The organism is Noviherbaspirillum sp. UKPF54, from assembly GCF_007874125.1.
GTDB lineage: Bacteria > Pseudomonadota > Gammaproteobacteria > Burkholderiales > Burkholderiaceae_D > Noviherbaspirillum.
In genome coordinates, this window is sequence record NZ_CP040128.1 from 351,288 (window position 1) to 372,627 (window position 21,340).

Sequence of the window (21,340 nt, forward strand, 5' to 3'; positions counted from 1 at the left end):
AACCATAGGATAGAGAACCAGAGTTATTCAAGCTTAAGCAAGGCGATATAGCTGATGAGCAATTTTTCATCGTGATCTGTTCATCGCAGCGTTTTACGATGAGAAGCGGGAGTTCCGATCCGATGAGCCAGTTGGGCGCGTTGTGCGAAGAGGCGGATCTGGCGGCGCTGATAAATGCGTCGCCTTTCCCCTATCTCCTTTTATCCACCGATTTCGTCATTCTCGGCGCGAATGACGCTTACCTGTGCCTGACCGGTCGCGCCCGCGATGAGATCGTGGGGCGCGGCCTGTTCGACGCGTTCCCCGCCGACCCCGATACGCTGGCCGCGTCCGGGCACAGCATCATCCAGGCATCGCTGGAGCGCGCTCTGGCGACCGGCCGACCGGATCATCTCGCCGTCGTGCGCTACAACATCCCGCGCCGGACGGCGGATGGAAAATGCGTGTTCGAGGAGCGCTACTGGAGCCTGATCCATACCCCGGTGCCAAGCGCGCAGGGCGGCGTGGCGCTGCTGTTCCAGAACCCGATCGATGTCACCGAACTGGTCAGGCTGCAACAGGCCGGGGGCCGCCTGCCGGCGTGCGACGACATCGGCTACCAGATCGCCGGCAGCGTCTTCAGCCGCGCGCAAGCGCTGCAGTCGGCCAACCGGCTGCTCGACCGCGAACGCGAACACCTGCTGCACCTGTTCCGGCAGGCGCCCGGCTTCGTCGCCGTCACGCGCGGCCCGCAGCATGTGCTCGACATCGCCAACGAATCGTTCCGCCAGCTGGTCGGCCAGCGCGAGGTGCTCGGCAAGCCGGTCGTCGAGGCCCTGCCGGAAGTGGTCGGGCAGGGCTACGACCGCCTGCTGGACCAGGTCTACACGACAGGCGAAGCGTTCGTCGGGCATCAGATGAAGGCCATGTTTCAGCAGCGTGCCGATGCGCCCCTGAGCGAGCGCTATGTCGATTTCGTGTTCCAGCCGTTTACTGACCTGGACGGCAAGACTGCGGGCATTTTCATCCAGGGGCAGGACGTGACGGAGCATGTGCTGGCGCAAGAAGCCCTGCGCATCAGCAACGAGCGCTGGAAGCTGGCCGTGGAAGGCTCCGGCGACGGCGTCTGGGACTGGAACATGCTCACCGGCGAAGTCGTGTTTTCGCGGCGCTTCCGGGAAATGTTCGGCTACGGCGAGCAGGATTTCCCCAACAGCATCGAGACATGGAAGATGCGCGTGCACCCGGACGACCTGAACGGCGCGCTTAACGCCGTGCGCGCGGCCGTGCGCGCGGGCATGCCGGTGATGTTCGAATTCCGCTTTCTCTGCGGCGACGGCAAGTGGAAATGGGCGCGCGCACGCGGCATCGTCGTCGGCCACGAAGACAGCGACAAGCCGTCGCGCATGACCGGCACCGTCACCGACATCTCGCAGAAAAAGGAGTCGGACGAGCTGATCTGGCGCCAGGCCAACTTCGATGCCTTGACGGGCTTGCCCAACCGTCGCCTGTTCCGCGACCGGCTGGACCAGGAAGTCAGGAAGGCGCCGCGCTCGCCGCATACCATGAGCCTGATGTTCATCGACCTGGACCGCTTCAAGGAAGTCAACGACCTGCTCGGGCACGACGCCGGCGACCGGCTGCTGGTGGAGGCCGCGCAGCGGCTCACCGCGTGCGTGCGCAAGTCGGACACGGTGGCGCGCCTGGGCGGCGACGAATTCACCGTCATCCTGACCGAGCTGGTCGACATGGCGCACGTCGAAGACGTGGCGCAGAAGATCCTGCGCGCGCTGGCCAGGCCGTTTTTCATCAACCAGCAGACGGTCTACATCTCGGGCAGCGTCGGCATCACGATGTTCGAGGCCGATGCTTCCACCGCGGAGCAACTGATCACGAACGCGGACCAGGCGATGTACGCCGCCAAGCACGCCGGGCGCAACCAGTTCCGCTATTTCACGCCCTCGATGCAGGAGCGCGCGCAGCGCCGCCTGCGGCTGGCGAACGACCTGCGTGACGCGCTGGCGGTCGGGCAGCTGGAAGTGCATTACCAGCCGGTGGTGGAGCTGGCGACCGGACGCATCGTCAAGGCGGAGGCGCTGCTGCGCTGGAACCACCCGGCCCTGGGGCTGGTGCCGCCGGCACAGTTCATCCCGATCGCCGAGGAAACCGGCCTGATCAACGAGATCGGCGACTGGGTGTTCCGCCAGGCGGCCGGGTGTTCGCGGCAGTGGCAGTCGCAGCTGGGCAAGACCGTGCAGGTCAGCGTCAACGCGTCGCCGATCCAGTTCCACGCGGCCGAGCAGGGCGTCGGCTGGCTGAAGTACCTGGACATGCTCGGACTGCTGGGCGGCGCGGTGGCCGTCGAGATCTCGGAGGGGCTGCTGCTCAACGCTTCGCCGGCGGTGGCCGAGCGCTTGCTGGCGTACCGCGACGCCGGCATCCAGGTCGCGATCGACGACTTCGGCACCGGCTACTCCTCGATGCAGTACCTCAAGAAGTTCGATATCGATTACCTGAAGATCGACCAGTCGTTCGTGCGGGAGATGGTCGCCAGCGCCAGTGACCGTACGATCGTCAAGTCGATCATCGTGATGGCGCACGAGCTGGGCCTGCAGGCGGTTGCGGAAGGCATCGAGACGCCCGAGCAACGGGACATGCTGCTGCGTGCCGGCTGCGATTACGGGCAGGGCTTCCTGTTTTCGCAGGCGCTCGCCGCCGACGCGTTCGCGTCGCTGATGGCCGAGGCCGCGTAGCGGCGCAGTACCGGTCTATCTCCGGCCTACCTGTTGGCCGCTTCGCGCGTTTGCTCCTCCAGCGCCTCGGCGTCGCGCGCGAACATGTCTTCCAGTTCCTTGCGCCCCTGCTTGGCCATCGAGATCATCTGTGGCTGATCCTTGTAATGCGGATAGGCAGCGTGCAGCAGCCGCAGGTTGTGTTCGCGGAACTTGCTCACCACATGCTGCGCGCGCCGGCGCTCATAGCCGAGTTCCTGCAGCAGCTTGCCGCCGAGCTGCAGCGAAGCCTCGAAGGTTTCGCGCTCGATGATTGTCACGCCGCGGTCCATCAGGTCGTAGTAATGGGTGAGGTTGCGCGCGCGCGCCAGGATGGTCAGGTGCGGGAAATCGCGGCGCGCCAGGTCCACCAGCGCCAGGCTGTCTTCCACGTCGTCGACCGCCACCACCAGCAGGCGCGCGCTGGCCGCGCCCGCGGCGCGCAGCAGGTCGGCGCGCGTGGCGTCGCCGTAGAACACCTTGAAGCCGAACTTGCGCAGCAGGTCGACCTGGTCGGCGTCATGGTCCAGCACGGTGGCGCGGATGCGGTTGGCCAGCAGCATGCGGCCGATGATCTGGCCGAAGCGGCCGAAACCGGCGATGATGACCGGCGCTTCCTGCGGCTCGATGCGGTCGGCCGCGCGGCGCTTGTCCTGCCGGAAGCGCGGCGCGATCAGCTTGTCGTACAACACCAGCAGCAGCGGCGTGGCTACCATCGACAAGGCCACCACGACCACCAGCAGCGACGCGACTTGCTCGGAAAACACGCGCGCCGTGGCGCCCGCGCCGAACACCACGAAGGCGAATTCCCCGCCCTGCGACAGCAGGAAGGCGAACAGCGCCTGCTCGCCGCGCGGAATACCGAACCATTTGGCGAGCAGGTACAGCGCGCCGATCTTGATCGTCAGCAGGGCCAGCACCAGTCCCACGACCAGCAGCGGCTGGGCCAGGAACGCGCCGAAGTCGGCCGACATGCCGACGGCGGTGAAGAACAAGCCCATCAATAAACCCTTGAACGGCTCCAGGTCGGATTCCAGCGCATGCCGGTATTCGGAATCGGCCAGCAGCACGCCGGCCAGGAAGGTGCCCAGCGCCATCGACATGCCGACCGACTGCATCAGCCAGCCGATGGCGATCACCAGCAGCAGCGCGAACGAGGTGAAGATCTCGCGCGAGCCGGTCTTGGCGATGAAGCGCATGGCCGGGCGCATCAGGTAGCGCCCGCACAGCACCAGCGCCAGCAGCACTGCCGCCACTTTCAGCGCCACCATCCAGCCGTCGTCTGCCTGGGCGCGCGCGCCCGCGCCGAGAAAGGGGATGAGCGCGATCATCGGGATGGCGGCGATATCCTGGAACAGCAGGATCGAAAACCCGGCCGCGCCGGCCGGCGTCCTGGTCAGGTTGCGCTCGTCCAGCGTGGCCAGCGCGATGGCGGTGGACGACAGCGACAGGCCGAGCGCGGCGATCAGCGCGATCTTCCAGGCCGCGCCCAGCGCGATCGCCGCGCCGAACAGCAGCAGGGTGCACGCGCCGACCTGCAGCGCGCCCCAGCCGAAGATCGAGCGGCGCAGCGACCACAGGCGCTTCGGGTCGAGCCCGAGCCCGATCAGGAACAGCAGCAGCACCACGCCGAACTCGGAAAAGCTCAGGATCACCTCGACGCCTTCGATCAGGCGCAGCCCCCACGGTCCGATAGCGATGCCTGCCAGCAAATAGCCGAGCACCGCGCCCAGGCCCAGCCGCTTGGCGATCGGTACCGCCAGCACCGTGGCGGCAAGGTAAATCAGGGCATTGAACAGCAGGCTGTGGTCCATCGACGATCCCGGGCGTTATGGCGACTTATGGCGGCGCGCCAAAGCAGTTACTTTACATCGGCACGGGGCTGTTTCGGCGGGATCGTTTGCCTTGCCCCATGCGGATTTATTTCCTGTCGATGTCGAGCGGGAGCGCAGCGGCCTCGTTACAATAGCCGCAAAGACAACCGCGTTTCCACCAGACTTCATCTTTAGGAGAGGCAAGTTGCTGACGCCTAATTTCATCGCGCCCGCGCGCTTCGACGACCCGGCCGCCGCGCTCAAGCAAGTGCATGCCATCTACGATTGCAGCATCAACCACCTGCGCGACTGCCTGCAACGCTTCGTCAACGGCGAAGACTTGCCGGGCCGCGTGCGCGCCTGCTATCCGTTCGTGCGCGTGCACACCGACACCGTCGCCCGCGCCGACTCCCGGCTGTCCTACGGCTTCGTCGCCGGCCCGGGCACCTACGAGACCACCATCACGCGGCCCGACCTGTTCTCCAACTACTACCTGGAGCAGTTCCGCCTGCTGCTCAAGAACCACGGCTATCACCAGCAGGTGCAACTCGAAATCGGCACCAGCTCGCAGCCGATCCCGATCCATTTCTCGTTTGCCGAGCACGACCATATCGAAGGCAGCATGAGCGCCGAGCGGCGCCTGGCCATGCGCGACCTGTTCGACCTGCCGGACCTGGCGGCGATGGACGACGGCATCGCCAACGGCACCCACGAGGCGCCGCCGGGCGAGGCGCGGCCGTTGTCGCTGTTTACCGCGCCGCGCGTGGACTACTCTTTGCAGCGGCTGCGCCACTACACCGGCACCGCGCCGGAGCATTTCCAGAACTTCGTGCTGTTCACCAACTACCAGTTCTACATCGACGAGTTCGTGCGCCTCGGCCATGAAATCATGAACCGCGTGCCGGACCCCGAGGCGCCCGAGGACGAAGACCACTACATTGCCTTCATCGAGCCGGGCAACGTCATCACGCGCCGCATCGGCCAGAGCGTGCAGCCGGGCGACGACCTCGGCGTGCGCCCGCCGCGCCAGCCGCAAATGCCGGGCTACCACCTGATCCGCGCCGACGGCAGCGGCATCACCATGGTCAACATCGGCGTGGGGCCGGCCAACGCCAAGACCATCACCGACCACATCGCGGTGCTGCGCCCGCACGCCTGGCTCATGCTCGGGCACTGCGCCGGCCTGCGCAACACCCAGCAGCTGGGCGACTACGTGCTGGCGCACGGCTATGTGCGCGAAGACCACGTGCTCGACGAAGACTTGCCCCTGTGGGTGCCGATCCCGCCGCTGGCCGAGGTGCAGCTGGCGCTGGAAGCGGCGGTGGCCGAGGTCACGCAGCTGACCGGCTTCGAGCTGAAGCGGGTAATGCGTACCGGCACGGTGGCGTCCACCGATAACCGCAACTGGGAGCTGCTGCCGCACCGCACGCCGGAGCGCCGCTTCAGCCAGAGCCGGGCGATCGCGCTGGACATGGAGAGCGCCACCATCGCCGCCAACGGCTTCCGCTTCCGGGTGCCGTACGGAACGCTGCTGTGCGTCTCCGACAAGCCGCTGCACGGCGAGATCAAGCTGCCCGGCATGGCCAACCATTTCTATCGCGAGCGCGTCGACCAGCACCTGCGCATCGGCATTCGCGCCGTGGAGCTGTTGCGCCGCCAAGGCGTCGACAAGCTGCACAGCCGGAAATTGCGCAGCTTCGCCGAGGTCGCTTTCCAATAGGGAGCCGGCGCCCTGAAACAAAACCGCGGGCGCCGGTTCTAATACAGCACCCCGCGCGTAGCCGAACCCATGCCCGATCCGGTTTCCTATCCAATTCGCAAGGAATGCCCGCCGGGCGCCTGCATCTGCGGGCGCGACGAGCTGTTGAACGCGCCTGGCGGCGATCTGCGCGTATTACGGCTGACGCGGGAGGAAGAGAAACGGCTGGTCGCCCGTATCGAGGCGATCGCCAGCTACGCCGACCTGCAGCACGTCGCGCAGCGCATGCGCGCGCAACTGGGCATCGAGCTGCGCATCACGCCCGGCGCGCGCGAAGTGCGCACGGTGCGCGGGTTGGCCATCCGGCTCGCCGAGCAGCCGGGCCTGTGCCGGAAAGTCCGGCAATCGGTTCCCGCCGCCGTGCGCCGCTGCCTGGAACGGCATCCTGATATCGTCTACGCCATCCTGAATGCGCACGACCTGCTCGGCGCGGGCGACGGACAGCCCGGTTGGGCGTTGCCAATGGACGAACCATCGCTGGCCGCGCGGCTGATCGAAGAGGAGGGCCTGGAAGATCCGCTGCAGGATGACGCCCACCGCGAGCAAGCCGATCGGGAAAATCATCGCGATCGTCCGTAAGGCGATGTTCACGCCATCCCTCGCTCGCGAAAGCCGCGTCAATGGCGCGCGCCGCCGACATATCTCCCGGTCAGCACGGCATCGGCCAGCTTGTCCGGCACTTCCCCATAGCGCCTGAACTGCATCGTATGGCTGGCGCGTCCATGGCTGAGCGAGCGCAGCGTGGTGGCGTAGCCGAACATCTCGGCCAGCGGCACTTCCGCGCGTATCGTCCTGGCCGCGCCGCCCGCCGCCTCGTCCGCGCCCAGGATCGTGCCGCGCCGCGCCGACAGGTCGCCCATCACGTCGCCCATGGCTTCTTGCGGCGCGTCGACTTCGACCAGCATGACTGGCTCCAGCAGCACCGGTCCGGCCTGGCGGCAGCCGTCGCGAAAGGCGATCGAGGCGGCGGTGCGATAGGCGTTGTCGTCGGAGTCGACCTCGTGCCAGGACCCGGTCAGCAGCGTGACCTTCACGTCGACCACCGGGTAGCTGCTCATCACGCCGGCCGTCAGGCTGTCGCGGATGCCGCGCTCGACGGCGGGAATGTAGGCTGCGGGGATGGCGCCGCCCCTGACCTCGTCGGCGAAGGCGAAGCCCTGGCCGCGCGGCTGCGGTTCGATTTTCAGCATCACGTGGCCGTAATGGCCGTGCCCGCCGGTCTGCCGGATGAACTTGCCTTCGCTTGACGGGCAGGCATGGCGGATCGTCTCGCGATAGGCGACCTGCGGCTGGCCGACCCTGGCCTCGACGCCGAATTCCCGCCGCATGCGTTCCACCAGGATATCGAGGTGCAGCTCGCCCATGCCGGAGATGACGGTCTGGCCCGATTCCTCGTCGGTTTTCACCTGGAATGACGGGTCTTCGCGCGCCAGGCGCGCCAGCGCCGCGGCCATCGCGTCCTGGTCGGCCTGGTTCCTCGGCTCGATGGCTTGCGCGATCACCGGTTCCGGGAAGGCCATGCGCTCGAAGGCGATCACGGCCGACGGGTCGCACAGTGTGTCGCCGGTAGTCACGTCCTTCAAGCCGACCGCTGCCGCGATGTCGCCGGCGCGCACTTCGGCCAGTTCGGTGCGCTGGTTCGCATGCATCTGCAGCAGCCGGCCGATGCGTTCCTTTTTGCCCGTGCGCGGGTTATAAGCGACGCTGCCCGAGGCCAGCACGCCGGAATAGACGCGCAGGTAGACCAGGTCGCCGGCGAACGGATCGGTAGCGATCTTGAACGCCAGCGCGGAAAATTTTTCGTCGTCGGCTGCGCGCCGCCGGGCCGGCCGCTCGCGCTCGTCCACGCCCGCCGCCGGCGGAATGTCCTGCGGCGAGGGCAGGAAGTCGACCACCGCGTCGAGCAGCGCCTGCACGCCCCGGTTTTTCAATGCGCTGCCGCACAGCATCGGCACGAGCGCGCCGGCGATGGTGCGCTCGCGCAGCGCACCCTTGATTTCGGCCTCGGTCAGCGCTTCGTCGCTGAGGTATTTCTGCAGCAGCGCGTCGTTGTCCTCCACCGCCGCCTCGATCATGCGGGTGCGCCACTGCGCGGCGCTGGCCTGCAGCGCCGCAGGTATGTCGGTTTCCGTGAATTTCGCGCCCTGTGACGCGTCGTCCCACACGATTGCCTTCATCCTGACCAGGTCGACCACGCCGTGGAAATCGTCTTCGCTGCCGAGCGGGATCTGCACCGGCACCGGGTTGCCGTCGACGCGCTCGCGGATTTGTCGCTCCACAAGAAAGAAATCGGCGCCGACGCGATCCATCTTGTTGACGAAGGCCAGGCGCGGCACGCGGTATTTGTCGGCCTGGCGCCAGACCGTTTCGGATTGCGGCTGCACCCCGCCGACCGCGTCGAACACCATGCAGGCGCCGTCGAGCACGCGCAGCGCGCGTTCGACTTCCATCGTGAAGTCGACATGGCCAGGCGTATCGATGATGTTAATGCGATGCACCGGATAGTCGCCGGCCATGCCGCGCCAGAAACAGGTGGTGGCCGCCGCGGTAATGGTGATGCCGCGCTCCTGTTCCTGCTCCATCCAGTCCATGGCGGCCGAGCCGTCATCGACTTCGCCGAGCTTGTGGCTGACCCCGGCGTAGAACAGGATGCGTTCCGTGGTGGTGGTCTTGCCGGCGTCGATATGGGCGCTGATGCCGATATTGCGGTAGCGTTCGATCGGAGTGGTGCGCGTCACGGTCATCCTCCCGGGAAAGGCGTGTTTCACCTGCAAATCATGCCTGCAAATCATTATAGGAAAGCCAGCCGTTCGTATCCGTCGCCAGATCAACAATCCTTGCCATGCGAGATACTTCGTCCTATTCTGAAATCGGGGGAACGACCTCTGACATGAAGGAGTTGATCATGTGTTACAGAATTCCCGCAGGCGCGGAGAAGGATGTATCCACACTCTCTTCAGTAAAGGAGAGCGTCTTTACTCCGCGGGAAGACACTACGGCATCGGCAGTATCTGACCTGCCGCAGGTGTCCGAGTCAGGCTTTGCAGGCATGCTGCACAAGGTGCTTGCACCGTTCAGTAAAGGCAAAGGAGATATTTCGCAAAAGGACGATATCGAAATGAAACCGAGTGCCGATACGCGTGAAGTCGAGAAAATCGATTAGCTTACTGTCCGGCACTTCCATGCATTGCTCGCCAGAGCAATCTACCGACACTAGCATGTGTCTGGTGATCTGAAGCAAGAGGAGCACAGGGCGGACATGTTCCGCCCGACCTCATGAACGCTTCCGCACCTGCAATCGGCGCCTGAGGGCGCCGATTGCCTTTGTGTCATTCCATATTCCATTCCATCGGCGACGCCTCGGTTGGCGGTTGCAGCCCCCGGGCGACAGGACGTGTTTCCTGCTGAAGTGTTGCGTTACAGGCCAGGCGGGCTGGAAGAGTGCAAAAAATAGGCATTAAACATTCATTTAAAATGAATGTTATGGTAGAGTACTTCCATCCGTTTGTTGAACCCTGTTTCCCCTACTTCGAAGGACGATCATGAAATCCGAAACCCTGTCCCTGCTGAACCCGCTGGATCAGGACGGCGCCGCCAACGCCGCCCGCGCATTGGCTGCCGTCAAAGGCGTGCTCAAGGTGTCCGCCGAGTCAGCCGCCGTGAATGTCGAATTCGACGACGACGTGACGTCGCTCCAGGAATTGCGCGCCACCTTGCAGCGCGCCGGCGTCAGCGTCAAGAAACCTGCGCACGGCGAAGGCATGTGCTGCGGCAGCTGCGGCAGCTAAGCAGTCCGGCCGCGCGCCGGCCGTATTTCGCGCCCATGATGAAAAGGCAATGAAGACGATGAATTACCCTGCGTTCTTCGATCAGGCTCCCGCCATCACCGTCCACGACGGCTTGGCCGAATTCCTCGGCGCCTGCGGCGACGGCATGATTACCTATCGCTATCTCGACGCGGTGCGCCTGGCCGGGCATTCCTGCCCGACGGTGGCCGGCGCCTACCTGCTCACGCGGCGTGCGCTGAACCTGCTCTATCCGGAACAGGTGCCCGAGCGCGGCGCGGTCCAGGTGCGGTTTGCCGCAGCGCTCGACGAAGGCGTGACCGGCGTCATCGGCAGCGTCGTCAGCCTGGTCACGGGGGCCGCCGGCCTGGGCGGCTTCAAGGGCATCGGGCATGATTTCCGGCGCCAGAACCTGATGTATTTTGCTTGCGCGCTGGAAGGCGAAGTGCGCTTCGACCGGCTCGACAACGGTTCGTCAGTCGTGCTTTCCATGCACATGAACCGGGTCGAAGCCGACCCGCGCACCGGGCCCCTGTTGCGCAAGATCCTGTCCGGCGTTGCCGCCCCGCAGGAACGCGGCGAATTCGCGACACTCTGGCAGGACCGGGTGCGGCGCATCCTGATCGACCACGCGGACGACCCGGAGTTGATTCTTCACAATCACGCCTAGCCGCGGGACAATGTCAGAATGCATGCATGACCCTGCCGTGTCCGGGGCATGCAAATTTGCGGGAAGTACCTGAAATGGCTAAAAAGTTTCCCATCCACCCAAAGAATCCCGAACGCATCTGCTGGGGATGCGATAAGTACTGCCCGACCGATTCGCTGGCCTGCGGCAACGGTTCGGAACGTACCCAGCATCCGGCCGAGCTGTTTGGCGACGACTGGGCGGAGTGGGGGCTCGATACCGAGGCGGAGCCGGCCAAGGCGACGGAAAAATAGTCGCGCTTAGGCCGGACGCTGGTACGGCCGCGCATTGACGGGCCGTCCGTCGGCATCGAATTTCATCGCCAGCGCGACCGACTGCAGGCCGATCGTCGCCAGCGCATCGGCCGCATCGTCGGCCTCGCCGCGCAAGTCACTGCCGGGAGCGGCCGGCTTGTCCACCGAGGCCAGCGCTTGGTCGTTGCCTTGCGCATATAAGTTCACGCGCAAGACCGCCTCGCCGTCGGCTTCGGCCGGGCCGATGACGGCATGGGCGCGTTCCGGCGCCAGCCCGTTCTCTTCCAGCGCATGGTGCAGGTCGGCCATCATCTGCAGCGTGAAGTACTCGGCCATGCCGGTCTCTTTCCCGCCATAAAAAAGATCCTGGTACAGGAAATCGATCTGCACGTCGCGGCCGTCCGTGACCAGGCAGCGCTGGACCAATGCGGCATGCCGCTGCGCCCAGTGCCGGAAGCGGGCCGCGCACGCGTCGAAATAGCGGTCGGCGGCCGCTTCGTTGTCCGGCACCTGGTAAAACGGATCGTCCAGCGCCTTGAGCGCAAAGCCCAGCAGGAAGCGCAGCTCGACGGCGCTGTCGTCCGGGGCGAAGCGGTTTTCCGGCCAGCCGCTGATGCTGCGCGCGATTTCCGGCGCTTCCGCCGCCTTCTTGCGCGTCATGGCATCGAACGCTTCGCGCACCATGGCGCCCAGCTGTCCGTAGCCGATGCGCTCGAGTTCGTCCAGGTGGTAGGCGTGCGCAGCCAGCACGATCTTCGCGTCCGGGCTTTCCAGCCGCGCGTCGAACAGGCTGTCGCGCAACAGCGCGAACGCTTCCTCGTCCTGGAAGCACTGGTCGCGCCGCAGCCCGCCCTGGCTATGCGCGAACAGGGGAATGACAAAGGCATTCACTTCCTGCTCGGGGCCGTGCTCGCGCCGGAATATCGCGATTTGCGCGGCCTCTTCGATGTTTTCCTTCAAGAACAGATAAGCGTCGCGGTCCTGTTCGTGCACGCGTTCCAGCGCTTCGTCGAGCACGTCGTCCTTTTTCTGTTGAACGCATTTCCTGATCAGCCGCCGCAGCTCGCCCATCTTCCGTTTCAACGGATCGGACAGGGCGGCTTCATCGTAGCGTGCGAGCTCGACGCCGAGGCTGGCCAGTTCCCGCGTCAAGGCGTCGTCCTGCTGTTCCGGAGAAGGGGCGGCAACGCCCCGGTTTGGCCGCTTGTTCTTTTGCATGATTTTCTCTTCGTAAGCTGTGCAGGCGGAGGCGACGGCTGCCGCGCGGTCCGCGCGCATGCAAATATGCATCATGTCGGGGCCTCCTGTCACGGGAATGATCGCGTCTCGAATACCGCAAAGCGACTTTTTGAATAAATCAAACTTCCCGGCGAAAAGATGGGCACACTCGATGGGTCGCAGATGAGGGCCTTAGGCGCTCAGAGGCGGGCACAACAACTCCAAGAAAAGACCAGGGAGCTTCTTCCTTTTGCAAGAGGATGCATCTATGCGGGTCAATCTGTGGGTGGGCAGTTGTGTTTTTCTTTCCGTACTGGGCGGATGCGGCGGAGGCGGCGGCGACGCGGTTCTGGTTCCCCTGCAAAACGCCGGCAATACATCCGGTACAAATGCTCCTGCCAATAATTCGGGCACGTCCGGCACCGGCGGCGTCGCCGAAACGGCGGGCGCCGCCAATACCGGCAGCGGCACGTCCGGCACAAGCGCCACGCCATCGGCTGGCGGCGGCACATCATCCGCCAATACCGGGAACACTTCATCCGGCAATTCTGATACGACGGGTGCGACAAGCAGTTCCGGAACGACAACGCCTTCCACCGGCACGACCGACAGCGCACCGGTCGTCATTACTGCTGTCACTGCGCCGCAGGACGGGGCGACTCTGAACGGAAACGTGTTCCTGAAAATCGAGGGAACGAATATCCAGAACGCGGAATTACTGCCAGCAGGCGGATACACGCCCAGACTCGGTGTCTTCGTGGTCGCGCCCGACCGCAGGTCGGCATCGCTGGTATTCAATACCACCACCATCCCGAACGGGACCTTGCGGGTGCGCATCAGCGCCTTCAACCTGCCGCCGGGGGCTGCCGGGGCGAGTGAAGTCGTTGCCATGGCGCCCCGCACCTGGCGCTTCGACAACCAGCCGCCGCCGTTCGGCACGCAAGAGGGGCGCGCGGCGCGCTGCCAGATGATGGGCTTCCCCTACACCGATCCGAGCGCGGACTTGCCAGTGGTATGCATCACGGGAACGCCGACCTCGACCCCGCCGCAGCAATGCTCCAACCTGGGAACCGGATACGGCAATCCGGAAGACTTGCTGCCCGTCTTAAGGAACAGCACGCCCGTTTCCAAGCTATATTGCGAACCGGGCGCCAACGGCGGTGTCGTCAACACAGGTTGTGTGTGCCTGTCTTGACGGCGCCATCAGCGCCACCGGGCCTCTCAGTGAGGGGAGGATGATTGCCCGGCTGTCGCGAGCGATCCTGCCGTTTCGACGGCCTTGAACAGCCAGAGGCGTTCGTGCTGGTCGGACGGGCGGGCTCCTTCCCACACCAGCTTCCAGAGGCTGGTGTCGATATCGCGCGGCGGGGCGTCGGCCACGCCATCGATCAGCAACAAGTCGCAGTGATCGTCCGGCGCGATCTCCCGGCGCTGCGTATCGATGCCGAGGACATAGCGCAGCATGGCGCGTTCCGACTCGCCCAGCCCGGAACTGGCCATGCAACGATGACTGTAGGGCAGCGCGCTTTCCATCGATGCGAACACCCCGCGATAGCTCTTGGCCGTGTCGATCCAGTCCAGCCACAAGGTTGCAACCAGCCCCCAGCACAGTGTGATTCCGGCGACCCAGTTGACCATGCCGCGCCCCTGGGCGCGCGGCTGGCGCGACGCCGCGTAGGCGACCGCAAGTATCAGCAGCGGCGCCATCGTGAGCGCATTGAAGTTCAGCTGCGGCCTGAAATCGAGAGGCAGGTAGCGGCCTATCGCCGACCAGCTGTCCGGCAGCGGGCCGCGCACCATGAGCCAGACCCAGATCGCGCCGACGGCAAATGCCAGCGACCCGAACAGCAGGCGCGCGCTCCACGCCCACATGCGATCCACGCTGGCGGGAAGTGCAGCGACCGACGGGGCCGCCAGGATGCACAGCGGAGCCAGCAACGGCAGCGCGTAGTTGGGGCGGGCGGACGCCGATACCGCCAGCACCGCCATCAGCACCCCGAACAGGACCAGCGAAAACTGGAGCGGCGCGCTGTCCCGTATCGTCTTGCGCCGCTGCCAGAGCGTGAGCATGGCAAGCGGCAGGGCCGGGAAGGCAAACCAGGGCAAGGTCTCCTGCCAAAAACCGTCGGCATGCGGAGCGCCGAGCTGTTGCACGGAAAAACCGAGGAAGCGGCCGACGTTGTTCATCCAGAACCACTCCATGAACAGCGCGGGCGAACGCAGGTACAGCGCGGTCGGCCACAGCAGCAGCGCCGGCAACGCCACCAGCAGCGCCAGCGCCAAGGTGCGCAGGTAGGTGCGGCTACGCCAGTTTGCGAAGCAGGCTGGCAGCAGGATGGCGGTCAGTCCCAGTACGCCGGGGGCAAGCACGCCCTTGGACAGGAAACCGACGCCCACGCCGATGCCGAGCAGGAGGCCGCCAGCTTGCGAACGGGTACGCGCCAGCGCAAAACCGCACGATGCCAGCGCAAATCCGGTCAGCAGGGGGACGTCGGTCAACATCAGGTGGCTGTAGTAGACGGTGCCCAGGCAACCGAGCAGGGCCAGTACGCCCAGGCGGCCGATGCCGCGGCCCCAGCAGTGCCGGGCTGTCCATCCGAGCGCGCAGCAGGTGATCGTCATGAAAAAGCCTGTTGCCAGCCGGGCGCCATCGTGCAGCTGCAACCAGGGCGAAAACATCCAGGCGAAGCCGGCCGCGATCCAGTAGTAGAGCGGCGGCTTTTCCATGAACGGCTCACCGGCCACCGTCGGCACTACCCAGTCGCCGCTCTCGAGCAAGTGGTGGATGATTCCGAAAATGTAGGTCTCATCCTGTTTCCAGGGATCGTGCCCGATCAGTCCCGGCAAAAGGAATGCAATGGCCAGGGCCAGTAGCGCCGGCATGCCGAGCTTCGGAACAGGCGCCGGTGCCTCGCGATCTGCGCTGCGCCGTATGCGGGAGGGAAAATCGAGCATATGGGCTGTTTTGAACAGCAAGGCCCTGATGAAATGGCTGGCGGTTTTCCGGCCCAGGGGCGGCTGGTGCGACTGTTGTCCGTGCATAAAGTAAAAACGATTTCGGCGCTTCAAGGACTTGCGTCCTGGAAGCCGGCTAATTTACAAAAAGGAAGTGATAAATCAGAAGTGCCGCAATTCGACGGACAAAGGCCGGGAGCCGGAAACGTTGTCGTTATGCAACCGCCCGAATTATAGCGTTACAGATAGATACAAAACGTTACAAGCGCGGAAAATTATTGGCTATGGATAATGTTTTTTTCAACATTAGGAGCCGGCGCATAAGGACATGGAACTTTATGGAAAGCCGTTGTCTCTCCATAAAGAGAGGATGGAAGCAGCCTGTTTTTTCCGAATTGCCCAGTCCCGTTTCACGTCCTTGGCAAGGAGCGGGAAGCCGCATTGGCACGACTTCTGAAGGAGATATACCAATGGATATTCGGACAGTCACTGTGTTGCATTGACAGTTGTCCGTGACACACCGTTGGAGGTATATCATGCGTGGCAGTTTGATTTCCGGATTGGCGCTGATGCTGTCGGCATGCGCCGTCATTTCCGAATCCGGCACCGAGGAAAAGGTTTCTTTTGTGAACGACGGCGCCGGCCAAGCCCGGCAGCACGCCGTGTTAAAGCCGCACGGCGACGTGCCGCTGACGGTCGAATTCTCCTGTCCTACCAAGATCTTCAGCGCGATGACGTCGTTCTTCTACCCGTTGCCGCCCGTGGTCCCGGTCGGGTTCGTCAACAAGCACGTTTCTTACCTGCACATCAGGGTGCCCCAGGACGCAGAACAAGCACTGCCGCGAATTCACATCACGACCTATGTCGGGCAGGCGGTTGCCGTGCCCGATGCACCGAAGTCGCGGCGCATCGATGGCGGCATGACGGAACTGACCTATGCGCTGCCCAGCGACTGCGAGGCGCTCGACAACGGCACGCTGGAAATCGCCGGCTTTTCATACAGGAACAGGGACTACCCGGCATCGGCGGCGCGGCTGCAGTTCGACTCTAGGTTCAAGACGGTGGTCAGCTACGGGCTGGCTTGAGGCGAAGAGGTATAGCGGGCGCACGGCGGACGCAAAATGTAACGGTTTCTTAACAATTATTTTCTGTAAGACAATAATGAAACGTGTAAAGTGAGCGGGTATCGCCATCCGCGCAGCGCTTCATCGTCCCCAATGAAATTCGCCTTTCCCGTCGTCCTTTCCGCACTCTTATCGCTTGCTGCTCCCGCCTTCGCCAAGCCAATCTCACTGCTCGACGAGCTGAGCCAGGCGGTCCAGGCGCGCACCGACAAGGCGCCGGCCACGCCGCAGATCGAGACTGGGTTTTCGCCCGACGGCGATGCCGAGCGGCTTATCCTGAAGGTGATCAATTCCGCGACACGCGAGCTGCGCCTGGCAGCCTACTCGTTCACCTCGCCGAAAATCGTGCAGGCGCTCGTCAAGGCGAAAAAGCGCGGCGTGGACGTGCGCGTGGTGGTCGACGACAGCGCTCTGAAGTCGAAGTCCGGCGTCGCCGCGCTCAACCTGCTGGCGAACGCGCATATTCCGACCCGCACCAATGGCAAGTACGCGATTCACCACGACAAGTACATCATCGTCGACGACCAGCATGTGCAGACCGGCTCGTTCAACTACAGTCAGGCGGCGGCCAGTTCCAACAGCGAAAACGTGATCGTCGTCTGGCACAACCCGCAACTGGCGGCGTCCTATGCAAGGCATTGGGAGAGCCGTTACGCGGAGGGCAAGGAATTCAATTCGACGTACTAGCGCCCACAAAAGGAATCAAGGAATTGCGAGGGCGACGATAGTTGTCTTTGGCAGAACGGCGCACGCTCACGGTCCTGCCCGGACTTCGGTCAAGCGTCCGGGCTGCGGCCACACGCCGCGTGCGATGGCGCGGCTGCCGTCGAACACCAGCCAGCTTTGTGCGCCGTAATGCGGCAGCGGACGCTGCAGCGCGCGCAATGCATTCGCGTCGGTTGCCGATACCACTGCGACCGGACTGGCGCCGGCGCTGCCGTGGAAAATCGTCCATACCTGCGCGCTGCCTTTGCCTGCCAGCTCCGGGGGGCGCGGCGGCAGGCCGGCGCGCATGAGGGCAGCATCGATATCGGCGTGCAGGCCGATGAGCATCAGCGGCTCCGTTCCGCTTTTGGCATCAACCGCCGCTGCCGGGCGCGGAGGGGTTTCGAACAGGCGGCGCGCGAGTGCATCAGCCGCTTCCCGCGCCTCCGGCGATGGCGTTACGACCGCCAGGCGTGCCGGGCTGGCAATGAACCATTGCCGCAGGATCGGCGGCAGCTGGTCGGGGTCGAGCCTGCGCCAGACGCGCAGGTCGGGATCGAGGCGCACGCCGGCAGGCCGCGCGGGCACATCCAGCGTCACCGTTTCGCTGGCGCGCGCAACGTCGATCCAGCGCATTTCGGCATGATCTGCAAAAACAAGCTCGACCGGCAGATGCAGCGCATAGGCCGGAGCCGTCTGTTGCACGTTGAGCTGCATGCGATGCGTTCCCGCCTGGCTTGTTGCGCTGGCGGCGTCAATTTTCACTGCCGGTCCGCCTGCGCGCGTGAGCCATTGGCTGAAAAAGCCGGCCAGCGATTTACCGGACGCCCGCTCGAAGGCAATACGCAAGTCGTCCCAGCTCGCCCGCTTGAAGCGCTGGCTTTGCCAGAACGCGCGCACGCCCTTGTCGAATGCCTCCTCGCCGATGGCGTCGCGCAGCATCACGAACAGCATCGCCGACTTGCCATAGCCGATGGCGGCTGCCGCGCCATGCGTGCGGGAGCGGAAACTGGCGAGCGTCTGCTGGTCTTGCGCGGGCACCGCCGCGAAATCGCGCAGCCAAGCCAGCCGCATTTCGCGCGCGGCCTCGGCTGATTCGCGCTCCTTGTAGGCGTAGTCGGCCATGAAGGTGGTGAGGCCTTCGCTCCAGTTGCCGCTGTCGTAATCGACGTACACGCCGTTGCCCCACCAGTTGTGCAATACCTCGTGGCCGAGCGAGGTGGCGCGGATGAACGGCAGCTTCAGCACGTCGGCGCCGAGATAGGTCAGGCTGGGCATGCCGAACCCGGTCGGCAGCGGGTTGGCGACGATCGAAAATCCGGCGAAAGGATAGGCGCCGATCTGCCTGGAATAGCGTGCGAGATAGTGCGCCGTATCGTCGAGATAGCCGTCTGCCAAGCCGGGCATGGCGTCGAGCTCGGGCGTGAAGTACGTGCGCAGGCGCAGCGGCGCGGCGTCCGGGGCATCTGTCCGGGGCATCATCTTTTCGCGCACGATCCACGGGCCGGCCATGAGGTCGATGCCGTCAGCAGGTTGCGCGAACTCGAACGTGGCGCGATAGGATTTGGCTCCGTCGGCGGGCGCTTCCCGCTCCGACAGCAGGGTGCCGGGAACCAGCGCATGCTGGCCGGCCGGCACCGTGATCGTTACCCGATAGCTGAACAGGGTGGCGGGCTGCGGATACCACGCGCCGCCCGCGGGCAGAAAGCTGCCTTCGCGCGACGCCATCGGCGGCAGGCTGCGCAGCACGCCGCGATGGTCCAGGCTGCGGTCCAGCGGCGGCAGTATGCCGCCGTATTTCAGCTGCAGCAGGCCGCCGCCGGGAGGCAACTGAACGCGCCAGCCGCGGAGCGCGCCGTTGCGGCCGGTGGGATGGAGTTCCAGCTTTTTGCCGCCGACCGCGGCTGCGGTTACTTGCAGCGATTCATGCAGCGCGAAGCGGAAATCGGCCGATGCGGGAACCAGCTCGGCGAGCGCGTCGAAGCGGCGGGTGCCGGGATCGAGTTCGACCTGCAGTTGCAGCGCGGGCGCTGCCGCGCGCGCGGCTGCGCCGATCAGCAGGAAAAACAGGACGGCCAGCAGGCGGAAGGCGCAGCGCATTTTTCCTGCCTTCATGGATTCACCGGAAACTTGACGACGATGTCCAGCGCTTCGGCGCCGCGTCGTATGCGTATCGGCAGCCAGGTGCCGGCCGGCTGGCTTCGGACCGCCTGCGCCACTTGCGCTGCCGCCTTGACCGGCGCGCCGCCGACTTCCAGCAGGCGGTCGTCAGCCTTCAGCCCGGTTTGCTCGGCCAGGCTGCCGGCGCTGACGTCCACGATGCGTACCGCATCCCCGCTGTCGTCGAGCCGCACGCCGAGCCGCGGCGGGGCCTGCTTTTCCTGCGCCTGAGGCGGCAGCGTGAACACGGCGCTGGCCAGGCCGTTTCGGATCTCCTTGCAATCGGCGTCATGCTCCACGGCCAGCAACGCCCCCACGTTCCGTATTCCCAGGTCGCGCAACTGATGCGCCACGCCCCGGCCGAAACGCACGTGGCCGGCACCGATGATGCCCACGACCAGCGGCGCCGCGCCCGCCTGAGCCGGGCGCGCACGCTGCGCGAGCGCTTCCGCCATCGCCCTGTCCCAGGTCGTCTGCGATTCGACGAAACGGCGGAAGCCGGGATCGGAGGCGCGCACCTTGTCCTGTGCTTTGCCATGCGCGGCCAGGTGCATGCGGTAGATTTCGAGTAGAAAATTGCGGTAGTCATCCGATGGCGCCGCCGGTTTGCCCAAGCCTTCGCGCTGCGAATCCGGAACTGCATCCCAACCCTTTTCGCGCACTGCCTTGTTGAGTGCGTTTTCGACATTCAGCGCGATCATCGGAATGCGGTTAAGCCGCGCAAACTGGAACAACGGCAGGTAGAGTTCAGGCGACGTATTCCACACCTTGCTCCAGTCCGACTGCTCCAGGAATTGCTTGACCGTCAGCTCGCCCGCCACCCAGCGATCCAGCGCGGGCTGCACGCGGCGCGGGAACATCTCGAAGCCGATGACCATGTCCGGGCGCAATAGGTACAGGTCGGAAAGTACCTGCAATTGCCAGCGATGATGATCGGCGTCGTCATGGTATTCGCCCAGCAGGACGACATCGCGTTTGGCCATCTCGTCCATTACCTTGGCGGCAGAGATGGCGCCGGGCGTTTGTTGCTCCAGGCTTGTCCATGCGCTTGGACTCAAACAACCCGATGCCGCATGGGCGGCGGTCATGAGCGCCGCCAGGCAGGCCAGTACCGCTTTGGCGATTCGTAGACCGTTTGTCTGCATGGTGTCTGACCCGATTCCGAGGATAGATTGAACTGCTTGAGTCCATCTATGATCGCATCAGGCACGCTGGATTTCACATGACTTCCGTCAATCCACAGTAGCGCGGATACGCGCGGGAAGGGAACATCGACATGAGTCAACTATGGCGCTTGCAGGAAGGACGGCCGCGCAAGGAGCTCGGGGGCATGAAAAAAGACCGTTTCTTCGGCTTCATGGCGCCCCTTCGCGGGGCGATGTTTTTCGTGCAGCTGAATGCCGTCAAAGGAAGCGCCGAATAGCGCGAGATATACAACAAGTATTTCCGATGCCGGCCATGCCGGGCGTTATTTCAGCTCCCATTTAAATGAACGCGGCTTGGATTCGCCCGGACGATTGATGCGCAATTCCACCACGGAGGGCGGGGGCGTCAATGCATTGAAGCGCAGCACGCCCTTGCGATGATGCCCTCCGGGAGGATCGGCCTGCCACGACACCGGAGACGCCTGCGCGCCATTGGCCGAAACAAGCACGGCACTCTTCAGTAAATCGTCGTTCAGCGGCTGCGTATGGGTATCGAAGGTGACATCGAATTCCCACGTCGAGCCGGCGAGGTTTTTCGGCGTCACTTTGACGGTCACTGCATTTTCATTGCTCGTTTGCGGCGCCGGGCCGGCGGCAGCATAGGCCCTACTCCATGCCGCGATAGCGGCCAGCAGGACGAAGGCGCGGAAAATCATGCGAGACATTTTGCGTGCTCCCTGGAGGCATTGAAAACCTTGTTCCCGATATAGGCGATGCCGGCGGCGCTGAAGAGCAGGCCGACCCAGAACAGCTCCACCTGGAATTGCGCCGCGAAGGCGACCAGCCCGGTCGCGCCCAGCACCGGCGCGACATTGGCGAGATAGTGCGCGCAGCACGACACCATCGCGGCAGTCGAGGTGGTGCCGGAGGCGGCAATCACAGCTCCCGACTGCTTCGACTGCGCCACGAGGTCGCGCAGGCGC

General features: G+C 64.6%; 17 protein-coding genes and 1 pseudogene. 11 read left to right on the plus strand and 7 right to left on the minus strand.

What is annotated here, in order from left to right; translation table 11 throughout:
• Positions 1 to 122: 122 nt before the first annotated feature.
• Entirely contained in the window at positions 123 to 2,732 is a 2,610-nt protein-coding gene (locus FAY22_RS01625; RefSeq protein ID WP_168204731.1) for an EAL domain-containing protein, read from the plus strand.
• Between the two features lie 26 nt (positions 2,733 to 2,758).
• On the opposite strand, the gene kefC is transcribed toward FAY22_RS01625, so the two are convergent.
• Positions 2,759 to 4,564 carry a glutathione-regulated potassium-efflux system protein KefC gene (kefC, locus tag FAY22_RS01630; protein WP_146328621.1) on the minus strand — a complete coding sequence of 602 codons (1,806 nt, stop codon included), beginning with the start codon at positions 4,562 to 4,564 and terminating at the stop codon, positions 2,759 to 2,761.
• Positions 4,565 to 4,769: 205 nt separating this feature from the next.
• Here kefC and FAY22_RS01635 point away from each other — a divergent pair, with 205 nt between their 5' ends.
• Together FAY22_RS01635 and FAY22_RS01640 are read left to right on the plus strand one after the other, a co-directional pair.
• Entirely contained in the window at positions 4,770 to 6,284 is a 1,515-nt protein-coding gene (locus FAY22_RS01635; protein WP_146328622.1) for an AMP nucleosidase, read from the plus strand.
• Between the two features lie 69 nt (positions 6,285 to 6,353).
• Positions 6,354 to 6,752, plus strand: a pseudogene (locus FAY22_RS01640) (hypothetical protein); the annotation flags it as partial.
• A 188-nt stretch (positions 6,753 to 6,940) separates the two neighbouring features.
• On the opposite strand, the gene fusA reads toward FAY22_RS01640, so the two are convergent.
• A complete protein-coding gene (gene fusA / locus FAY22_RS01645; protein WP_146328623.1) occupies positions 6,941 to 9,061 on the minus strand; it encodes an elongation factor G in 2,121 nt (706 codons plus the stop codon).
• Between the two features lie 167 nt (positions 9,062 to 9,228).
• Between fusA and FAY22_RS01650 the strand changes: the two genes are divergently transcribed.
• The 4 genes from FAY22_RS01650 to FAY22_RS01665 all read left to right on the plus strand — a co-directional run bounded on the left by FAY22_RS01650 (position 9,229) and on the right by FAY22_RS01665 (position 11,050).
• Positions 9,229 to 9,486, plus strand: coding sequence for a hypothetical protein (locus tag FAY22_RS01650; RefSeq protein WP_168204732.1), 258 nt, complete (start codon positions 9,229 to 9,231; stop codon positions 9,484 to 9,486).
• Between the two features lie 379 nt (positions 9,487 to 9,865).
• Positions 9,866 to 10,111, plus strand: coding sequence for a hypothetical protein (locus tag FAY22_RS01655; protein WP_146328625.1), 246 nt, complete (start codon positions 9,866 to 9,868; stop codon positions 10,109 to 10,111).
• Positions 10,112 to 10,160: 49 nt separating this feature from the next.
• Complete coding sequence (locus tag FAY22_RS01660) at positions 10,161 to 10,778, plus strand: hypothetical protein (protein WP_210411874.1); 618 nt, start codon at positions 10,161 to 10,163, stop codon at positions 10,776 to 10,778.
• A gap of 74 nt (positions 10,779 to 10,852) precedes the next feature.
• Positions 10,853 to 11,050 (plus strand): DUF3079 domain-containing protein, encoded by a 198-nt coding sequence (locus tag FAY22_RS01665; RefSeq protein WP_146328626.1) that lies wholly within the window; start codon positions 10,853 to 10,855, stop codon positions 11,048 to 11,050.
• 6 nt (positions 11,051 to 11,056) lie between these two features.
• On the opposite strand, the gene FAY22_RS01670 is transcribed toward FAY22_RS01665, so the two are convergent.
• Positions 11,057 to 12,343 carry a DUF2863 family protein gene (locus FAY22_RS01670; protein ID WP_246860618.1) on the minus strand — a complete coding sequence of 429 codons (1,287 nt, stop codon included), beginning with the start codon at positions 12,341 to 12,343 and terminating at the stop codon, positions 11,057 to 11,059.
• Positions 12,344 to 12,536: 193 nt separating this feature from the next.
• Between FAY22_RS01670 and FAY22_RS01675 the strand changes: the two genes are divergently transcribed.
• On the plus strand, positions 12,537 to 13,463 hold the full coding sequence (locus tag FAY22_RS01675; RefSeq protein WP_146328627.1) for a hypothetical protein: 927 nt from the start codon (positions 12,537 to 12,539) through the stop codon (positions 13,461 to 13,463).
• Positions 13,464 to 13,489: 26 nt separating this feature from the next.
• On the opposite strand, the gene FAY22_RS01680 is transcribed toward FAY22_RS01675, so the two are convergent.
• Positions 13,490 to 15,223, minus strand: a complete 1,734-nt coding sequence (locus tag FAY22_RS01680) for a glycosyltransferase family 39 protein (protein WP_168204733.1) — start codon at positions 15,221 to 15,223, stop codon at positions 13,490 to 13,492.
• Between FAY22_RS01680 and FAY22_RS21890 the strand changes: the two genes are divergently transcribed.
• The 3 genes from FAY22_RS21890 to FAY22_RS01690 all read left to right on the plus strand — a co-directional run bounded on the left by FAY22_RS21890 (position 15,224) and on the right by FAY22_RS01690 (position 17,034).
• Positions 15,224 to 15,460 (plus strand): hypothetical protein, encoded by a 237-nt coding sequence (locus FAY22_RS21890; protein WP_168204734.1) that lies wholly within the window; start codon positions 15,224 to 15,226, stop codon positions 15,458 to 15,460.
• 299 nt (positions 15,461 to 15,759) lie between these two features.
• Complete coding sequence (locus tag FAY22_RS01685) at positions 15,760 to 16,308, plus strand: hypothetical protein (protein WP_146328629.1); 549 nt, start codon at positions 15,760 to 15,762, stop codon at positions 16,306 to 16,308.
• 132 nt (positions 16,309 to 16,440) lie between these two features.
• Positions 16,441 to 17,034 carry a phospholipase D family protein gene (locus FAY22_RS01690; RefSeq protein WP_146328630.1) on the plus strand — a complete coding sequence of 198 codons (594 nt, stop codon included), beginning with the start codon at positions 16,441 to 16,443 and terminating at the stop codon, positions 17,032 to 17,034.
• A gap of 66 nt (positions 17,035 to 17,100) precedes the next feature.
• On the opposite strand, the gene FAY22_RS01695 is transcribed toward FAY22_RS01690, so the two are convergent.
• The 3 genes from FAY22_RS01695 to FAY22_RS01705 form a co-directional block, all read right to left on the minus strand.
• Entirely contained in the window at positions 17,101 to 19,167 is a 2,067-nt protein-coding gene (locus FAY22_RS01695; RefSeq protein WP_210411875.1) for a M1 family metallopeptidase, read from the minus strand.
• The gene (locus FAY22_RS01700; RefSeq protein ID WP_146328631.1) at positions 19,164 to 20,357 is read right to left on the minus strand and encodes a ChaN family lipoprotein; all 1,194 of its coding nucleotides are present in this window, start codon (positions 20,355 to 20,357) and stop codon (positions 19,164 to 19,166) included. Before FAY22_RS01700 ends, FAY22_RS01695 begins: the two co-directional genes overlap by 4 nt.
• 323 nt (positions 20,358 to 20,680) lie before the next feature.
• Positions 20,681 to 21,082 (minus strand): hypothetical protein, encoded by a 402-nt coding sequence (locus FAY22_RS01705; protein WP_146328632.1) that lies wholly within the window; start codon positions 21,080 to 21,082, stop codon positions 20,681 to 20,683.
• Positions 21,083 to 21,340 lie beyond the last annotated feature (258 nt).